This is a genomic window from Streptomyces phaeolivaceus, assembly GCF_009184865.1.
Lineage (GTDB): Bacteria > Actinomycetota > Actinomycetes > Streptomycetales > Streptomycetaceae > Streptomyces > Streptomyces phaeolivaceus.
In genome coordinates this window covers 5,381,504-5,397,515 of sequence record NZ_CP045096.1, presented here as the reverse complement: position 1 = coordinate 5,397,515, position 16,012 = coordinate 5,381,504, and the positions used below count along the sequence as shown (strand labels likewise).

The following is a 16,012-nucleotide window of genomic DNA, read 5'->3' as shown; positions in this document are numbered from 1 at the left end:
CACGTCACGTCGGATCAGGTCAGGTCAGGTCAGGTCAGGTCAGGTCATCCGAGGGTCTGTTCCGTCCAGATCGTCTTGCCCGTGGGGGTGGGGCGGGTGCCCCAGCGCTGGGTCAGCTGGGCGACCAGGAGCAGGCCCCGGCCGCCCTCGTCGAAGGAGCGGGCGCGACGCATATGGGGTGCCGTGCTGCTGGCGTCCGAGACCTCGCAGATCAGGCTCCGGTCGTGGATCAGCCGCAGCCGGACGGGCGGTTCGGCGTGCCGGATGGCGTTGGTGACCAGTTCGCTGACCACCAGTTCGGTGACGAAGGCCGCGTCGTTCAGGCCCCAACTCTCCAGTCGGCACAGGGCGTTCTTACGGGCCTCGGCGACGGCGGAGGGGTCGGGGGCCACATCCCAGGTGGCGACCCGCTCGGGGTCGAGCGCGCGCGGGCGGGCGACGAGCAGGGCGACGTCGTCGGTGGGCCGCTCGGGCAGGACGGCACCCAGCACCCCGTCGCACAGCGCGTCCAGGGAGGCGGCGGGAACGGCGAGGGCCCGCCGGAGCCGGGTGATGCCGTCGTCGAGGTCACCGGCGCCGAGGTCACCGACGGCGTCCGCACCCGCACCCACGCCCGCACCCGCGCCGGTACGCGTACCCGCACCCGCACCCGCACCCGTGCCGGTGCCGGTGCCGGTGCCCGTGCCCGTGCCGGTGTTCTCGCCGTTCCGTGACTCGATCAGGCCGTCGGTGTAGAGAGCGAGCAGGCCGCCTTCCGGCAGTTCGGTCTCCAGGGACTCGAAGGGCAGTCCGCCCAGGCCCAGCGGGGGTCCCGCCGGGAGGTCGAGCAGTTCGGCCGTGCCGTCCGGGCCCACCACGACCGGCAGCGGATGCCCCGCCCGGCAGAGCGTGCACCGGCGCGAGACGGGGTCGTACACGGCGTAGAGACAGGTCGCTCCGACGACTCCCGCGATGCCCGCGACGCCCTCCGCCTCCGTGGCGAGACGGGCCACCAGGTCGTCGAGGTGGGTGAGGAGTTCGTCGGGCGGCAGATCGATGTCGGCGAGGGTGCGGACGGCGGTGCGCAGCCGGCCCATGGTCGCGGAGGCGTGGATGCCGTGGCCCACGACATCGCCCACGACCAGTGCCACGCGGGCCCCGGAGAGCGGGATCACGTCGAACCAGTCGCCGCCCACCCCGGCGCGGGCCCCGGCCGGGAGGTAGCGGGAGGCGACCTCGACCGCGGTCTGCTCGGGCATGCTCTGCGGCAGCAGACTGCGCTGGAGGGTGACGGCGGTGCCGCGTTCGCGGGTATAGCGCAGGGCGTTGTCGATGCTGACCGCCGCGCGGGCCGCCAGTTCCTCGGCCAGGACCAGATCGTCCTGCTGGAAGGGGTCGGGGTGCCGGTGGCGGGCGAAGACGGCGACGCCCAGGGTCGTGCCGCGCGCGGAGAGGGGCACGGTCATCGCCGAGTGGAACCCGAAGTCCCGGATGCGGGAGGTCCGTACGGGGTCCTGGGCCACCCAGTCGGCGATCGCGGGCTCACTCACCCGGTACAGCACGGAACGCCCCGTGCGCAGGCTCTCCACCGGGGGCGAGCCGTCCGGGTAGTCGTCCACCTCGCCCGGTGCGACGACCGCCTCGGGGGTCCCCGGAAGCACCGACTGGTGGGCGACGCGGCGCAGCGCGAGGGGGCGGCCGGCGGCCGGGGCCCGAGGGAGCGGTCCGTACTCCCCCGCCGCCCCGAGGACGTCGGCGGTGCCCCCGTCGTCGAGGGAGGCCAGCAGGTCGACGCTGATGAAGTCGGCGAGGTCCGGGACGGCGATGTCCGCCAGCTCCTGTGCCGTCCGGGTCACGTCGAGGGTGCTGCCGATGCGCCGCCCGGCCTCGGCGATCAGCTGGAGGCGTTTGCGGGCCCAGTACTGCTCCGTCGTGTCGTGGCCGGTGGTGGCCACGCCGAGGACACGGCCGTGGTGGTCCTCCAGCCGGTAGATGTGGACCGACCAGGCGTGTTCCCGGGTCGCGCCGGGCGCGTGCGCGTGGTTCTCCACGTACTGCGGCTCGCCGGTCTCCAGGGCCCGCCGCATCAGCCGCTCGACCTCGCCGACGGAGGGGTCGTCGACCGCCTCCGTCATCCGCAGCCCGCGCAGATCGTCGTCGCTCAGGCCCAGCACGCCGCGCGAGCCCCGGTTGGACCGGCGGAAGCGCAGGTCCCTGTCGTGCACGGAGGTCGCGCAGAACGGGGAGTCGAGGAAGCCGTGCAGCGCGAGCGCGTCGTCACCGGGGCGGGGCCGGGTGCCCGTCGGCGCCGAGACCAGGAACCAGTCGCGGGTGCCGCAGTACGACGTACGGTGATGCGCCAGGACCTTGACCTCCAGGCGGCGGCCGTCGCGGTGCCGCAGCACGAGGGTGCCGTGCCATCTGGGGAGGTCGGCGAAGGCCGGGAGGGTGTCCGCCGGGGGCGGCTCGGCGAGCAGGGAGGCGGCCGGGCGGCCCAGGATCCGGGTGGGGGTGTACCCGAGGAGGCGTTCGGCGCCGGCGCTCCAGCCGGTCACGGTGCCGTGCTCGTCGACGGTGGCGCGTGCGGTGAGGGCCTCACCGGCCGCGTCCGGGCCCGGGGCCGCTCCCGGTCCGTCGCCGACATGCCGCTCCATGGCCTCTCATCTCGCTCTCACCGTTACCTTCGATATGTCCCGCCACATCCTTTTCACACTATTTCGCGACCGCCGACTGGGCATCACGGTCCCCACTCGGCCGCACTCGGCCGCCACACACGGACTGTCGTAAGCACCCAAACGATCTGTCGCCCCACACGCGTCACTCCGCTGCCAGGCAGACGTGTCGGGGCAAGCGCGGGGCAGATCGTTTGAGCCGAAACCAAAACCCTTCCCTTCCGCCCGCCAGGTGAACCATGTCCACAAGTGCGTCCAGAACGCGCCACGCGGCCGGTGACGGCTACGCGTCCACCGGCTCCCTCAAACAGAACGCGCTCGGCGTCCTGGGCATCCTCTTCTTCGTGCTCTCCGCGCAGGCACCGCTGACCGGGGTCGCCGGGGCGGCACCGGTGGCGATCGCCATCGGCAACGGCCCCGGAGTCCCGGCAATGTATGTCGTGGCCGGTGCGGTGGTCCTGCTCTTCTCCGTCGGCTACGTCGCGATGGGCCGCCATGTGGTCGACGCGGGCGCCTTCTACTCGTACGTCGGCAAGGGCCTCGGCGGTACGGCCGCCGCGGGCAGCGCGGGCGTGGCGCTACTCGCGTACCACGGCATCCAGGCCGCGGTGTACGGCCTGTTCGGGGCCGTGATGAACGGGCTGGCGCTGCAGTACCTGAAGACGGACGTGCCTGGTGGCTGATCGCGCTCGGCACGATGGTGATCGTCCAGCTGCTCGGCGCGCTGGGCGTCGACCTGGGCGCCAAGGTGCTGGCGGTGTTCGTGCTGGCCGAGATCAGCCTGCTGCTGGTCTTCGGCGTGGTGATGCTCCTCAAGGGCGGCGGCCCCGAGGGGCTGGCCCCGCGTTACAGGCCCGCAGGCCCGTGCTGTTTCAGGCCCGCAGGGCCGTGGTGTTTCAGGGCCGCAGGGCCGTGGTGTTTCAGGGCCGTGGTGTTTCAGGGCCGCAGGCTCCGTGGTGTTTGCGGCTGCGGGGCCTGCGATCTTTTGGGGGCGCGGGGAACTGCGCGAGGAGCCCCACCGGGCCCGCGGTCGACAACGCGCCCAACCCCCGGAGGGAACCGCGCCGGTCAGGTGGCCGCGCGCTGCTGCCAGCCCGTGAAGGTCTGGAGGGGGTCGCCGTTCTCCAGGGCCCAGGGGTACCCCGTGACCGCGCCACCGATCGCCCGGAACACCTCGCCCGCCTCACTCGCCCGCTTCGCCTGCACCAGCGCGTACGCCAGCAGGTTGAGGTCGGCGACGGCCGCCGCGTGGGTCAGATACCCGGGCCGGGGCCAGTCGGCCAGCGCCCGGTTGAGCGCCGCCACCGCGCCTGGCCGGCTCCACAGACGGACCGCGGTGAGCGCTTCGAGCCCGCCCTGGTCGAGGGTGCCCTGGTAGAGGTCGATGAGGGCGGCGATCTCCAGTCCCGCCGTCGGGGCCGTGGGCGCCGCCCCCGCGCGTACCCGGTCCAGGAAGTCGACGGTCTGCGCGTGCGAGCCGCACTCCCACGGCGACAGATAGCCCAGCATCTGGAAATGGGCCTCGCGATGCCAGGGGTCGCGGCGGACGATCTCGTCCCAGAGCGGGAAGACCTCCGCGGCCGGCCGCCGCCACAGCCGCAGCAGTCCGAGCCGCACCACCCAGGGCGTCGGGTCCTCGGGCCGCAGCGCGGCGGCGTGTTCGCAGGCGTCGAGCGCCTCCCGGGTCTCCCCCGGCACCGGCTGCTCCTCGTACCGCGCGCGCAGCAGGACACCCCAGGCGAACAGCAGCTGGGCGTCCGGCTCCTGGGACTGTTCCTCGGCCCAGGAACGCTGGAGCGCCGGTGACGCCGACTCCGCGAGGACACCGATCCGGTGGGCCCGGCGGTCCCAGTCCCGGCCGGTGTCGCGCAGCAACTGCTCGATCATGGCCACCGCGAGACTGCGGCCACCGGAACCACCCCTCTCCACAAGACGCTTGCGCACCTTCCCGAGGTCGGTGTCGTCGAGTTCGGGGGCGAGTCTGGTGCTGCTGCGCCGGCGACCGAGGAGAGCCATGGCCGGAGAGTAACGATTTTTGGTCGCACAGTGATGGTTTGAGATGGACGTATGTCGATCCGATATCCCGACCGGCGTACGAAGCGGAGCTGCGGTGATCGTGGGCGGTGACATTTTCGCGCGGCGTGTCCGGTGTCTCACACCGCTCGCCCCGAGGCTGTGCTACCTTGCCATGAAGTGGCAGTTTTGGTTACCAGAGGCTTCTGAGTGCTCTTCGACCTTCCGTCGACGAGCACTCTTTGTTGTTTCCGGGGCTTTCCGGGACTTTTCAGATCTTCCCGTCGGGTCGAACCGTGCTGCGACACCGGGTCCGCAAAGTGTGGGCTCCGGGCACTGCATCAAGGGAGTTTCAGCATGGCATCCGGCACCGTGAAGTGGTTCAACTCGGAAAAGGGCTTCGGCTTCATCGAGCAGGAGGGTGGCGGCCCCGACGTCTTCGCCCACTACTCGAACATCGCCACCTCCGGCTTCCGTGAGCTTCAGGAAGGCCAGAAGGTGACCTTCGACGTCACGCAGGGCCAGAAGGGCCCCCAGGCCGAGAACATCGTTCCCGCCTGACGCTGACGCGTACGCATGAGCCGGGGCCCGCGCCCGAGAAGGGTGCGGGCCCCGGCTCGTGTGCGACAGGCGCCGCCGCATCGAGGAAGGTCCCCATGAACCGCACGGCTCGTACGAACAACAGCAACTCCTCCCGCTCCCGCACGGAGCAGGGCTCGGCCGCGCGCACGGACAAGGGCTCCACCGGTGCGGGCGCGGCCCGGGGCAACCGCGTCCGCTCCCAGGGGACGAGCGCGGGGACCGGCACGGGCGCGGGCAATCAGGGTGCTCCTTCGCGTGCGGCGAGGAACGGCACGGCGAAGACCGGGGCCGCCAAGAACGGGACGCCCAAGGCCGGCGCCGCGAAGAACGGCTCGCCCAAGAACGGGCGGAGCCGCCGCGGCGGACGGACCACCGTGGCCGTCACCGGGGGCGAGTTCGCCCTCCCCGTCACCGTCACTCCCGCGCTGCCCGCGGTCGAGGCGTTCGGTGACCTGGAACTGCCCGCACGGCTGCTGGAGACACTCCACGCCGAAGGGGTGACCGAGCCGTTCCCCATCCAGGCGGCCACACTGCCGAACTCCCTGGCCGGACGTGACGTCCTCGGCCGCGGGCGCACCGGATCGGGCAAGACGCTCGCCTTCGGTCTCGCCCTGCTGGCCCGTACGTCCGGACAGCGCGCCGAACCCCGCCAGCCGCTGGCCCTCGTCCTCGTGCCCACCCGGGAACTGGCCCAGCAGGTCACCGACGCCCTCACCCCGTACGCCCGCGCGCTGCGGCTGCGGCTCGCGACGGTGGTCGGCGGGATGTCCATCGGACGGCAGGCCAGCGCGCTGCGCGGCGGTGCCGAGGTGGTCGTCGCGACACCCGGACGGCTCAAGGACCTCATAGACCGCGACGACTGCCGGCTCGACCAGGTCGCCATCACCGTCCTCGACGAGGCCGACCAGATGGCCGACATGGGCTTCATGCCGCAGGTCACCGCGCTCCTCGACCAGGTGCGGCCCGACGGTCAGCGGCTGCTGTTCTCGGCCACCCTGGACCGCAACGTCGACCGGCTGGTCCGCGACTACCTGCACGACCCCGTCGTCCACTCCGTCGACCCGTCCGCGGGCGCGGTCACCACGATGGACCACCACGTGCTGCACATCGAGGACGACGACAAGCACGCCACCACGACCGAGATCGCCGCCCGCGACGGCCGGGTGATCATGTTCCTGGACAGCAAGCACGCGACGGACCGGCTGGTCAAGAAGCTGCTGGCGGTCGGGGTACGGGCCGCCGCGCTGCACGGCGGGAAGTCCCAGTCGCAGCGCAACCGGGCCCTGAGCCAGTTCAAGGACGGTGATGTGACGGCCCTGGTCGCCACGAACGTCGCCGCGCGCGGCATCCATGTCGACGACCTCGACCTCGTCGTCAACGTCGACCCGCCGGGCGACCACAAGGACTACCTCCACCGGGGCGGCCGTACGGCCCGCGCCGGTGAGTCCGGCACCGTCGTCACGCTCGTCCTGCCGCACCAGCGCCGGGACGTCACCCGGCTGATGGCCGTCGCCGGGATCACCCCGACGACCACCCGGGTGCGCTCCGGCGGCGCCGACCTCAACCGCATCACCGGCGCCCAGGCCCCCTCGGGCGTCCCGGTCGTCCTCGCCCCGCCGGTCACCGAGCAGCCGCCCGCCCGCCCCTCGGCGTCGCGGGGCCGCCGGAGCCGCCCCGGCCAGAGCCGCCGGCGCGCTCCCGCGAAGGGCAACGGCCGCTGAGACCGGTTCCGGGCTTCCCCGGCGGACGGCACCGGACGACTCCTGGGTGCGCCATGGAACTCCGAAGGGGGTGACGGGCGTTCACAGGAAGACGTGCGGAACGCACGCGGACGACCGGAACGACCGGCACGACACGGGCTGAAGCCGAGGTGGCACGCATGGCGATGTGGGATCGGATCAAGGACCAGGCCAAGGGTCTGCAACAGCAGGCGCAGGGAGCGCGGGGCGGCAGCGGCAGCAGCAGCGGCAGCAGCACCGGACACGGGCGGCCGGGTGCGGGGCCTCTGGGGGCCATGGGCTCCGGCGGGTCCTCGGGGTCCGGGCGGTCCGGCGGTGGGTCGAAGGCCCAGCTGGTGAGCGCGCTCAAGTCCCAGCTCACCTCCCTCAAGACGGAGCTGAAGAGCGGCGCCTACCGGGACGCCAGCATGGCCATCTGTGCCCTGGTCGCCGCCGCCGACGGGCATGTGGACCCGGCCGAGCAGCAGCATGTGGAGTCGCTGATCCTGAACAACGACGTCCTGCAGAACTTCCCCGCCGACCAGCTCCGGCAGCGCTTCCACAAGCACGTCGAGCAGCTGTCCCGCAACTTCCAGCAGGGCAAGGCCGAGGCCATGCAGGAGATCGCCAAGGCCGCGAAGAAGCCGACGGAGGCGCGGGCGGTCATCCAGACCGGCTTCGTGGTGGCGGGCGCGGACGGGTACATCGCCCAGACCGAGGAGCAGGTGCTGCGCGAGGCGTGCGCGGTCCTCAATCTGTCGCCGCAGGAGTTCGGCCTCTGACAGCAGGGGGCCGCCGGTTCCGGTTCGGCGTGCCCCGCCCGAAGAACCAGGACATCGAGGACCTCGCCGCCGAGACCAGCGCCGAGAACATCGACCAGGCCGACGCCGACACCGGCCCCGCACCGCGCATCAGCGCCGTGCCCGAGCCGTGAGCGGCAGGTCGCCGGCATCGGCGGTGGTACGTGGACGGGCCGGGCCTCCTCACGAGACCCGGCCCGTCGGGCGTCGCCCCACACGACGCCGTCCTTGGCGCGCCAGGGCCTGTCTCAGGCGCGCAGCCGCTTCAGCAACGCCTCGGCGGCGGTGAGGAGTTCGTCCGTCGTGTCGGTGGTCTGCTGGAGGTCGACGAGGACCTCGTCGGCGCCCGCGTCGGCCGTGCTGAGCAGATAGTCGGCGACCTGGCCGACCGTGCCGACGTGCGGGACGAGGTCCAACGGGGCTTCCTCTCCGGTGAGTCGGAGATTGACGCGGACGACCATGCGCAGCGCCTGCGAGTCCCGCCCGGCCGCGTCCGCCGCCAGCCGGATCGCGCCCCACATCGCGGAGAGCGCGGGCAGCGGCAGCCCCGCCGACAGCCAGCCGTCGCCGCGCCGGCCGATGCGTTCCAGGGCGCCGTGCGAGAAGCCGCCGAAGAGGATCGGCGGGCGCGGGGACTGCACGGGCTTGGGCTGGATGCCGGAGGCCGGGATCGTCCACCGTTCACCGTCGTGCCGTACGGTCTCGCGCGTCCACACGGCCTCGGCGACGTCCAGCCACTCCTCCAGCCGGGCCCCGCGCCCCTCCCAGGGCACCCCGACCGCCGTGTACTCGTCCCGCAGCCAGCCGAGGCCGAGCCCGACGTCGAGCCGGCCGCGGCTGAGCACGTCGAGGGAGGTGAGGGTACGGGCGAGCAGGACGGGCGGGTGCCACAGAGCGTTCAGCGTGCTCGTCCCGAGCCGGACCCGCCCGGTCACGGACCCGGCCAGCGTCAGTACGGTGAGCGGGTCGAGGAAGGTCCGGAACTGCTCCGGCATCGTCCCGTCGCCGCCGGGGTAGGGGTCGCTCGGCTCGCGCGGGGTGAGGATGCGGTCCGCCGCCCACAGACTGTCGTAGCCCATCTCCTCGGCGGCGCGCGCGACTTCGACGATCGCTTCGGGCGTGGCGAACGCGCCGTACTGGGGCACGGCGAGACCGATGCGCATGTGCGGAGACTCCTTCGCGTGACGGGGGCCGACGGGCCCGGTCACCGGACCCGCGAGACCCTGACCGGCCCTCGGGCGGCTCACGCCAGGCGGCACTTGTGCACGATATGTGGGCGGCGCGGGAGCGGACGTACACCGTCACGTGGGCGTCGCCGTGCCCACGGACGCCGGCCGTCCCCACTGCCGGCGTCCGTGAGTTCTGGGGGTGCGGCGCGCTACACCCAGCAGCCGTTGACGGTGGCGGCCAGGCCGTCGAGGGCGTCCTTGATGTCGGACGGGCCGGCGGTGGAGTCGTTCTCGATGAAGGAGAAGACCTTCCAGCGGCCGTCCTGCGCCTTGGTCAGACCGCTCAGGGCGACGGCGCCGGTGAGGGTGCCGGTCTTGGCCTTGACCTGGCCGACCGCGCAGCTGGAGTCGGCGGTGTCGAAGCGCCCGAACTCCGGGCCCAGCGTGGCGCCGGCCTCGCCGGAGACGGGCAGCCCGTCGATGATGTACTTCAGCGTCTGCGCGTGCCGGGGGTCGGCGGCCAGGTCGACGATGTCGGCGATGGTCCTCGCCGGGATCCGGGTCGTGCGGGACAGCCCGCTGCCGTCGTACATCGCGAAGTCGTCGAGCGAGATGCCGTACCGGGTGAGGACGTCGCGGACGACGGCGGTGCCGTCCTCGAAGGTGGCGGAGCGGCCGGCGCCGAGCGCGGTGAGGCGCAGCAGGGACTCGGCGATGTCGTTGTCGCTGACCTTGAGCATCTGCTTGACGATCGTGGACAGCTTGTCGGAGGTGTGCGTGGCGACGGGCACGTCGCCCTTGCCGACGACCCCGCGCGTGACGGTCCCGTCGACCGTGACCCCGCGCTCGGCGAGCAGCTTCGCGAAGACGTCGCCCGCGTCGAGGGAGGTGTCGTCGACGTTGTGGGAGTCGACGACGAGCGCGCGTACGGGGGCGACGGAGTCGGGGTAGTAGCCGGTGTTCCAGCCGGTGGCGAGACTCGGCTCGGGGAAGAGGCTGTCGTCGATGCGGACCTTCACCGAGGTGAGCCCGGCGTTCTTCAGCCCGGCGACGGCGGTCTTGGCGAGCGCGTCGAGGTCGTCGGTGGTCAGGGTGCGGTCGCCGCCGCCGACGAGGGTGAGCGTGCCGTCGCCGTAGACGACCTTCGTGGTGAGCCGGTGGTCCGGGCCGAGCACGGTCAGCGCGGCGGTGGAGGTGGCGAGCTTGGTGTTGGAGGCGGCCATCAGCGCGGTGTCCGCGTCGTGTCCCCACACCACCTTGTCGGACTTGGCGTCGATGACGACCCCGCTGAGGGTGCTGCCGAGACGGGTGTCCTGGCTGCGGGTGTTCAGGTTGTCCGCGATCTTCTGCTCGGCGGCGTCGAGTTCGGTGACACCGGCCTTCGTCGTGGTCCCGCCGGTCGCCTTGTCGGTCGTCTTGTCGGCGGCGAAGGCGGAGGTGCCGGTCAGGATCGTCCCGGCGACGGGGGCGACGACGGCGAGCACGGCGGCGCGTCGCAGTGCGGGGTTGGGGGCCTTGGCCTTGCGGTGCCGGCCGCTCGCGCGGAGGGAGGAGGTGGGGCTGGGCATGAGAGGGCCTCGGTGGGGGTGAGGAAATCTTGAAAGCGAAAGTAACAGCCCCGATTCCCCTTACCGATGGGTACTTTGTGAAGACTTGACGCACTGTCTTCCTTTTGTGACGGAGGCCACTCCCTCTCCGGCGGGCGCCGGGCCGGTCAGTGGAAGAGGGCCGTGAGGAGGTCGTCGCCGAGGCGGCGTACGCGCTCCAGGTGGAGCTGGTAGTAGGCGCGGCGGCCGTCGCGCTCGACCGTGACGAGGCCGGCCTCGCGCAGCCGGGCGAGGTGCCGGGAGACCTGGGGCAGGGACATTCCGCTCCGCGTGGCCAGCTCGGACGGGGTGAGCGGTTCACGGGCGATGGCACGGGCGATGCGCTGCCGCCCGGGGTCCCGCAGCACCTCCAGCCGCCGGTGCACGGTCGCGTAGCCGGGCTGGTCGTCGTTCTCCGGCAGCAGCGTTTACTGCACGACCGCCGCGAACCCCGGCTCGTGCCTGCTCACGGTCCGCCCGAAGCTGGCCTCGCAGATAGCGAACACGGACCTGGAGCCGACGAAGATCTGACCACCCCCGAGGCTCCCCGGCCACCGCGCTCCCGGCATGCCGTTGTCAGTGCCGGGGGCTAGTCTCCGGACAACCGACCGTATTCCCGTTTGTCCGTTTTCAGGGAGGCTCTCGTGACCGCGCGGCTCAACCCCTACCTCAACTTCGACGGCGACGCCCGGCAGGCGATGGAGTTCTACCGGGAGGTCTTCGGCGGCGACCTGACGCTGAACACCTTCGGTGAGTTCGGCCAGGCCGACACCCCGCAGTCCGACAAGATCATGCACGCCGCACTGGAGACCCCGAGCGGCTTCATGCTCATGGGCGCCGACACCCCGCCCGGCATGCCCTACACCCCCGGCAGCAATTTCTCCGTCTGTCTCAACGGCGACGACGAGGCCGCGCTGCGCGGCTACTGGGAGAAGCTCTCCGCCGGCGCCTCGGTCGCCGTCCCCCTCGACAAGCAGATGTGGGGCGATGTCTTCGGCATGTGCACGGACCGCTTCGGCGTCCCGTGGATGGTGAACATCGGCGAGACGCAGGGCTGATCACCGAGGGTCGCCTGGCCGAGCCGGGCCCGGCGCGCGCACAACCCACGGGTGCGACGCCTCGTTGAGGTCCATGGCACCACCGGACGGTGGCGGCCACCGACCCCGGCGGACGAGGAGACCCACCATGCCCTGGGCCAAGGCGAACGGCGTCGAGCTGTTCTACAAGACGGCCGGGCCCAGCTCCGGTGACCCGCTGGTCCTGGTGCACGGCTCCTGGGGCGACCACCACAACTGGATCCAGGTCCTCCCCGCCCTCACCGAACGCTTCCGCGTCCTGGTCTACGACCGTCGCGGCCACAGCCGCAGCGAACGCCCACCGGGACAGGGCACCCGCCGTGAGGACGAGGAGGACCTCGCCGCGCTGATGGAGACCCTCGGCTTCGCCCCGGCATACGTCGCGGGCAACTCCTTCGGCGCCTCCACCACGCTGGGCCTCGCGACCCACCGCCCCGATCTGTTCCTGGGCCTGGTCGCCCACGATCCCCCGCTGACGGGCATCGTGGGCGACGGGCCGGCGGCCACGGGCGCCGGGGTCGACGTCTCCGCCGCCCCCGACCCACACGCGGATGCGGATGCCCGTCCGCATCCACTCCTGACGGACATCGCCGAGAAGTTCGACTCCGTCCTCGCCCACCTCCGCGCGGACGACTTCCCGGCGGCGGCCCGCCAGTTCACGGACGAGATCGCCCTCGGCCCCGGCACCTGGGACCGGCTGCCGCCCCCGGTCCAGCAGACCTTCCTGGCCAACGCCCCCACGTTCCTCGACGAACACGACGACCCGCACTGGGCCGACCTGGACCTCCCCCGCCTCGCCGCCTACACGGGCCCGGCCCTCCTCACCAACGGCACGGCCGGGCTCCCGTGGTTCGCCCCGATCACCCACCGCCTCGTCGAGGCCCTCCCCCAGGCGGCGACCCATTCCTTCGAGGGCGCGGGCCACATCCCGCACGTGACCCACCCGGAGGCGTACGCACGGGTCGTGACGGCCTTTGTCGAGGAGACCGGGGGGACCGGCACGGCACGCGGGCGCGTCAGCCGAAGCTGACGTTCAGCTTGCCGTCACTGGCGAAGGACCAGTTCAGACCGCCGGAGTACGCGGAGCAGCGGGACCCGTTCGTCCCGGACCAGAACTGGTTGGAGCTGTCGGAGCTGCCGATGATCCGGTCGTTCGTACCGCTGCCGCCACGGCATGACGTGTTGTCGCGGAACACCGACGTACCGCCGTCGAAGTTGAAGTTCCGCTCGGTGTTGTCGATGCTCACATTGCCCGAGACGGCCATCGTGCCCGGGTTGCTGTTCCACGTGAAACCATGCTTGCCGTTGTCGTAGGCGATGCTGCGCCGCACGATGTGGTTGACGGCGATGTCGTCGCCGCCGAGCTTGTAGCCGTTGCGGTCGCCGTTGCCGGCCTGGGAGCCGTCGCTGAGGGTGCCGTTCTCGTAGGAGAGCGAGTCCTCGATGGTCACGGGTCCGATGGGACCGGTGTCCGGCTTGGTGTAGAGGTCCCAGCCGTCGTCGATGTTGTTGTGGGCCACGGCGTACCGGAAGACGTTGCCGGTCCCGGTGGTGAGCTTCGCCGCGAAGCCGTCGGCGTCCTCCCCGTCGGAGTCGGCGTTGTCGTGCGACTCGGCGCTGAGGATCAGGTTGTTGGCGGGCCACTCGCTGCTGGGCGAGGTGGAGGAGATCCGGCCGAGTTGGAGCCCCGTGTCACGGTTGAAGCGGGTGACGGTGCGCTCGATGACGTTGTTGCTGCCGCCCACATAGATGCCGTTGTCCCCGGCCCGCTCGACGACGAGGCCCTTGACATGCCAGTACGAGGCGTTGAGCTGGAGCCCGCGGTTCGACGAACTCTCGCTCTGTGCCGAGAAGTTGAGGGCCGGGGTCTCGCCCGGGTAGGCGGTCAGGGTGGTCCGGGCGGCGGCGGTGGCGGAGCTGCCGACCGGGACGGTGACGGTGGAGGCGTGGGCGTAGGTCCCGCCGCGCAGATAGATCGTCCCGCCGGCGGTGATCCGGCTGATGGCCGAGGTGAGGGTGGTGGGGGCGGAGATCGTGCCGGCCGCGGAGTCGGTCCCGGTCGGGGAGACGTACAGCGCGGAACTCGACGGCGGCGGTGTGGTGGAGCCGTCGGGGACGTTCGCGTCGAGATAGTCGATGTTGGGCAGCCCGGTGGCGACCGTGGGGTTGATCCGGATGACGTTGCTGCCGGCGGTGACGGGGACCGTCAGCGTCTTCGTCGTCCACGCCGTCCAGGTGCCGGTGGTCTCGAAGGACGTGGTCGCGGCGGTCGTCCCGTTCACGGTGACGGTGGCGGCGCGTGCGGCGGTCGTGCCGTTGGCGAAGCGGACGGACAGGGTCGCCGTGCCCGATGCGGGTGCGGTCACGGTGAACTGGACGTACGCGCCTGCGGCGTTGGTGCCGTTGCAGAATCCGCTGCCCGAGTAGCCGGTCCAGTCGGAGTCGATCGTGCCGGTGCAGACGGCGGGCGCCGCCTCGGCCTCGTAGCGGGTGGTAGCGGCCTGCGCGGCCGTTCCCGTCCACGCGACCAGCAGGCCCGCGAGCAGCGCCGCGCCGGCCGCGGCGATGGTGGGTCTCGATCTCACATGGGTCGATTGCACATGGGTCGATTGCATCGTCGGTCTCCAGGGATGGGGGTCCAGTCGAGAACGATCCGTTGGAGAAAGCGCTTTCCCTGTGGGCGAGTGTCGGGGGGTGACTTGCGCACGTCAATAGACCGAGCACAGATTTTGTTCACGTGGGTGAACGGCAGGCGAGGGAGCTTGAGGCGGCCAGGGTGCAATCACCCCGTTTGGAACAGTGATCGAAGGAGCGCCGGAGGGGCGAGAAGCGAACGTGTCTTCGATCTTGATCTGCCAGATAAAGATCATCCATGGATGTGAACATTCGAGCTCGACCGGCGAACCCGGCCACGGCCGCTTCCCACACCTTGCGGTCGTTGCGGTTGCCGGGCAGCGGGCGGCCGACGGTGACGACGAAACGGGTGTCGACGTCGATGACAGCCTGGTGATCGGTCGAGCAGCGGTAGTTCGCGGTATTTGGCGCTAGTTCTTCGACTACCGCGATGCGGGGATCGACGTGCCGAACTGCCGCGTACTCAGCCGAGTGAATGGGGCCGGCCACGACGACTCCGACGCCGTAATCACAGCAGCCACGGCAAGGATGATCCCCGCGAAGATCTCTGGTGACGGAGATCAGTCGATCACTAGCCCGTCGAGGCGGTGGACGGAACGTGGCGTAGCCATCTCGTCGGCCATGGCCACCAGGTTCGCACGGTATTGGCGGGTGATGGGCAGAGCGTCCTCGTAGATCCACGAGCACATGGTGTCGAACGCCAAAGCCTCCTCACCATGTGTCAGAAGATGGCGCACATCCGTGATGACCGCCTCCGAGGTCGGTGGCGAATCCTCAAGCAGTGCCGCCACTCGCGCTCGATACGACACATTCAAGAACTGCCCCCATGCCATGGACGAAGGGATCGACCACCCGACATCCCGCGCTGCGCGGCGGATGACTGTCGACTCTCCTGATCAGACGCGCGCCTCGACCGGCCATGCCTGCATGCGCCCCCTGCGCGCTGATGTCATATGCCGTGCGCTGAGTCAGCATATGGCCGCGCGGCATGGGCTTCGTGATCCTGGAACGTCGCACCCACCCCTCTCCTCACGAGCCGGGCCGAGCCACTGCACAGCACCGACCTGGGCCACGCTCTTCCAAGGGGGACGGCATGTCGACAGAAGAGAACGATCCAAGCCAAGGCGCCCTGGCGGAATACGCGTCTCTGAGAGGAGAAATAGCGACGAGAATAAATCTGCAACACCAGGTGATCGCATTGCACATGACGGCCGTAAGCGTGGTCTTCTCTGTGACGCTCACCTCCCAGGACCGCTGGCCGATGCTTCTGGTCATTCCTTTCATCTCCTATGTTTCAAGCGAAAGCATGGCAACCCTGTTCCGTACAGTGGACGCCATCGCGACATACATAAACGACGAGCTGAGCCCGAAAGTGAACGGGGGGCTCGGATGGGAATCCTGGCTGAAACAGAATCGGCCGGACAGCGAAGCGAAGAAGCTTACGCACCCCTACTACTTACTCTTCCCTGGAACCTCGATCGTTGCCTTGGTCGCAACAGCATCGCTCGCAGCGGCGAGCATCGAAGGAGTCAAGGACATCGACGCATCGTCCTGGGTGGTCGCGGCTTCTTGGCCGTTGGCCGCCACGGCGACTTGGCTTTCGTACAAGGCAATTCGAGAACTACGGGCGCCTTTTTGAGGTTTGTCCCGCAACACCGACACGATCCCTGTCGAAGGGACGCGCCCGCCGCCTCCGTGCCAGGCAGACCAGCAGAGCGGTCCGGCCGCCTCTCCACTTGGTGAGGAAGCCGTCGGTCCTCTCCGTCGGTCCTCGCCATCGGTC

Annotated in this window: 15 protein-coding genes and 1 pseudogene; 8 read left to right on the top strand and 8 right to left on the bottom strand. The window is 70.8% G+C overall.

Going from position 1 to position 16,012, the window contains the following annotated elements; translation table 11 throughout:
* Positions 1-44 precede the first annotated feature (44 nt).
* Positions 45-2,633, bottom strand: a complete 2,589-nt coding sequence (locus F9278_RS25450; RefSeq protein ID WP_152170384.1) for a SpoIIE family protein phosphatase — start codon at positions 2,631-2,633, stop codon at positions 45-47.
* 257 nt (positions 2,634-2,890) lie between these two features.
* Between F9278_RS25450 and F9278_RS25445 the strand changes: the two genes are divergently transcribed.
* Positions 2,891-3,334 carry an APC family permease gene (locus tag F9278_RS25445; protein WP_404818942.1) on the top strand — a complete coding sequence of 148 codons (444 nt, stop codon included), beginning with the start codon at positions 2,891-2,893 and terminating at the stop codon, positions 3,332-3,334.
* 385 nt (positions 3,335-3,719) lie between these two features.
* Here the strand turns inward: F9278_RS25445 and F9278_RS25440 are convergent, their stop codons facing one another.
* Positions 3,720-4,667: a hypothetical protein gene (locus F9278_RS25440; RefSeq protein ID WP_152170383.1), complete on the bottom strand. Its 948-nt coding sequence runs from the start codon at positions 4,665-4,667 to the stop codon at positions 3,720-3,722.
* Between the two features lie 354 nt (positions 4,668-5,021).
* Here F9278_RS25440 and F9278_RS25435 point away from each other — a divergent pair, with 354 nt between their 5' ends.
* The 4 genes from F9278_RS25435 to F9278_RS48230 all read left to right on the top strand — a co-directional run bounded on the left by F9278_RS25435 (position 5,022) and on the right by F9278_RS48230 (position 7,898).
* Positions 5,022-5,225: a cold-shock protein gene (locus F9278_RS25435; RefSeq protein WP_005483357.1), complete on the top strand. Its 204-nt coding sequence runs from the start codon at positions 5,022-5,024 to the stop codon at positions 5,223-5,225.
* 95 nt (positions 5,226-5,320) lie between these two features.
* Complete coding sequence (locus tag F9278_RS25430; protein WP_152170382.1) at positions 5,321-6,967, top strand: DEAD/DEAH box helicase; 1,647 nt, start codon at positions 5,321-5,323, stop codon at positions 6,965-6,967.
* 158 nt (positions 6,968-7,125) lie between these two features.
* Positions 7,126-7,746: a tellurite resistance TerB family protein gene (locus F9278_RS25425; protein ID WP_152170381.1), complete on the top strand. Its 621-nt coding sequence runs from the start codon at positions 7,126-7,128 to the stop codon at positions 7,744-7,746.
* A gap of 29 nt (positions 7,747-7,775) precedes the next feature.
* On the top strand, positions 7,776-7,898 hold the full coding sequence (locus F9278_RS48230) for a hypothetical protein (protein ID WP_264300230.1): 123 nt from the start codon (positions 7,776-7,778) through the stop codon (positions 7,896-7,898).
* A 114-nt stretch (positions 7,899-8,012) separates the two neighbouring features.
* Here the strand turns inward: F9278_RS48230 and F9278_RS25415 are convergent, their stop codons facing one another.
* The 3 genes from F9278_RS25415 to F9278_RS25405 all read right to left on the bottom strand — a co-directional run bounded on the left by F9278_RS25415 (position 8,013) and on the right by F9278_RS25405 (position 10,905).
* Positions 8,013-8,927 (bottom strand): TIGR03619 family F420-dependent LLM class oxidoreductase, encoded by a 915-nt coding sequence (locus tag F9278_RS25415; RefSeq protein WP_152170379.1) that lies wholly within the window; start codon positions 8,925-8,927, stop codon positions 8,013-8,015.
* A 215-nt stretch (positions 8,928-9,142) separates the two neighbouring features.
* Positions 9,143-10,501 (bottom strand): D-alanyl-D-alanine carboxypeptidase/D-alanyl-D-alanine endopeptidase, encoded by a 1,359-nt coding sequence (gene dacB / locus F9278_RS25410; RefSeq protein WP_152170378.1) that lies wholly within the window; start codon positions 10,499-10,501, stop codon positions 9,143-9,145.
* Between the two features lie 146 nt (positions 10,502-10,647).
* Positions 10,648-10,905, bottom strand: a complete 258-nt coding sequence (locus F9278_RS25405; protein WP_226966933.1) for an ArsR/SmtB family transcription factor — start codon at positions 10,903-10,905, stop codon at positions 10,648-10,650.
* A gap of 258 nt (positions 10,906-11,163) precedes the next feature.
* Here F9278_RS25405 and F9278_RS25400 point away from each other — a divergent pair, with 258 nt between their 5' ends.
* Together F9278_RS25400 and F9278_RS25395 are read left to right on the top strand one after the other, a co-directional pair.
* Positions 11,164-11,577 (top strand): VOC family protein, encoded by a 414-nt coding sequence (locus F9278_RS25400; RefSeq protein WP_152170377.1) that lies wholly within the window; start codon positions 11,164-11,166, stop codon positions 11,575-11,577.
* 127 nt (positions 11,578-11,704) lie between these two features.
* On the top strand, positions 11,705-12,625 hold the full coding sequence (locus F9278_RS25395) for an alpha/beta fold hydrolase (protein ID WP_152170376.1): 921 nt from the start codon (positions 11,705-11,707) through the stop codon (positions 12,623-12,625).
* On the opposite strand, the gene F9278_RS25390 is transcribed toward F9278_RS25395, so the two are convergent.
* The 3 genes and pseudogenes from F9278_RS25390 to F9278_RS25380 form a co-directional block, all read right to left on the bottom strand.
* Positions 12,612-14,210 (bottom strand): carbohydrate-binding protein, encoded by a 1,599-nt coding sequence (locus tag F9278_RS25390; protein ID WP_152170375.1) that lies wholly within the window; start codon positions 14,208-14,210, stop codon positions 12,612-12,614. The two genes, F9278_RS25395 and F9278_RS25390, sit on opposite strands and share 14 nt — an antisense overlap.
* 292 nt (positions 14,211-14,502) lie before the next feature.
* Positions 14,503-14,631: pseudogene (locus F9278_RS47360) on the bottom strand (IS5/IS1182 family transposase); the annotation flags it as partial.
* A 158-nt stretch (positions 14,632-14,789) separates the two neighbouring features.
* Positions 14,790-15,020 carry a MafI family immunity protein gene (locus tag F9278_RS25380; protein WP_226966932.1) on the bottom strand — a complete coding sequence of 77 codons (231 nt, stop codon included), beginning with the start codon at positions 15,018-15,020 and terminating at the stop codon, positions 14,790-14,792.
* A 302-nt stretch (positions 15,021-15,322) separates the two neighbouring features.
* Between F9278_RS25380 and F9278_RS25375 the strand changes: the two genes are divergently transcribed.
* Complete coding sequence (locus F9278_RS25375) at positions 15,323-15,868, top strand: hypothetical protein (RefSeq protein ID WP_152170372.1); 546 nt, start codon at positions 15,323-15,325, stop codon at positions 15,866-15,868.
* Positions 15,869-16,012: the final 144 nt, after the last annotated feature.